This window comes from Paraburkholderia oxyphila NBRC 105797 (assembly GCF_000685075.1).
GTDB lineage: Bacteria > Pseudomonadota > Gammaproteobacteria > Burkholderiales > Burkholderiaceae > Paraburkholderia > Paraburkholderia oxyphila.
The window spans coordinates 1-1567 of sequence record NZ_BAYD01000262.1; the positions used below are offsets into that span (position 1 = coordinate 1).

Annotated in this window: 1 protein-coding gene; it reads right to left on the bottom strand. The window is 62.0% G+C overall.

The features are described from left to right. Positions 1 to 86: 86 nt before the first annotated feature. Entirely contained in the window at positions 87 to 1565 is a 1479-nt protein-coding gene (locus BO1_RS56035; RefSeq protein ID WP_245644157.1) for an ISNCY family transposase, read from the bottom strand. Positions 1566 to 1567 lie beyond the last annotated feature (2 nt).

The window sequence follows — 1567 nt, forward strand, 5'->3', positions numbered from 1 at the left end:
TTTTGATGTTAGCAAACCTTTTAATGTCAAAGCCATTTTCAAATGTCCGCTTCCCGGCCAAGTTGAAGTGTCCGCTTTTGCGGGGTTCAGAATTTGTCTTTCACGGGTTGCAGCCACGCAGTGTCGAAGATCGGGTCATGGACGGGCAGGGCTTTCCCGCCTGCTCCATTAGCGCCTGCTGATCGATGACCTGGTTTGCGCTGGGCCTGCGAAGGCTGCTTTTGCTGCGCTAGATCGACGATCACCTGCTCGATGTCGGCCTGTGTGAATTCGCGTTGCTTCTTCTTGCGCGCATGGCTTTGCTTGCGCTCCGTTCGGGTCGAGTCCCCACGGTGCGTTCGGGAAGGGGCTTTACCAATCCGTTCGTTATCGCGTTGCGCCTGAATCACCTGCGAGACCTGAAGCACGTGAGCCAGGCGCTTGTGTTCAACGATGGCCCCCTGATCAACCTCGGTCAGCCGGTCGTACTCGCGGTACGGCAGCAACCGGCCCTCGGCCCGCAACTCGATGCGCCCGTCCGGATACTCCCAGACCTCGACATACCGGCGAATAAGCTTGCGGTTCTCTGGCGTATCGTCGAGCAGGTACATGACACGGTCGTACTGCACCGTCAGCGCCTTCGTCACGATCCTTTGCTCACGCCACGTGAGCACAGTGTCCAGGTTCTCATCAGCCCGTAGTGGACGATGCGCGTCGAAGTCACTCTTGGGCGGCTTCGCAAAGCGTGCGTTATAAGCTGTCGCGAAGGCGAGCGCATACGCATTGGCTTCAGCTATCGTATTGATGCCGCGCAGCCGAAGCTCCTTCACGAGGCGATCCTGCAGCGTCAGGTGCGCACGTTCCACGCGGCCCTTGGCCGAACTGCTGTTGGCGCAGATCGTGTCAATGTTCAACTCGTACATCGCCCGGCCGAACGGCGTCACGCTGCGGCCGGTCCGCTCGGCACTGGTGTTGCGGAATACGCTGGCCTTGTCGCTGTAGAACGCGCCAGGCTTGCCATGGCGCTCGATGTACGCGCGCGTCGCCTCGAAGTAGCTGAAGGTCGACTCCGTCTGCGTGAAGTGCAACTGCATCAGCCGGCTCGTCGCGTCGTCCACGTAGACCAGCAGCGTGCATTGCGGCGCCCGGTCCTCAAACCAGGCGTGTTCGCTGCCGTCGATCTGGATCAGTTCGCCCAGGCACGCCCGGCGCGCGCGTGGCTGATAGACCTTCGGCGGGCGCTGCCGCCGCGGCACCCACAGTCCTGCGTCCACCATAAGCTTCCTGAGCGTTTCCTTCGCCAGCCGGATGCCGTGGCATTCCCGCAGCTTCTCGCAGGCCAGCGTGGGCCCGAAATCGGCGTAGCGCTCGCGGACGATCGACAGCGCCCGGTCTGCCGTTACGCGATCCAGCCGGTTGTTGCTGGGCCTCGAGCGTCGGCGCGAGACAAGGCCTTGTGGCCCTTGCTCACGCAGTCGGCCGACCAGCCGACGAATCTGCCGTGTCGTCAGCTCCAGGCGCTGCGCTGCGCGCCATGGTTTGAGCCTGCCGTCCATCACATCCTGAATGATCTTGAGTCTGTCCAGCT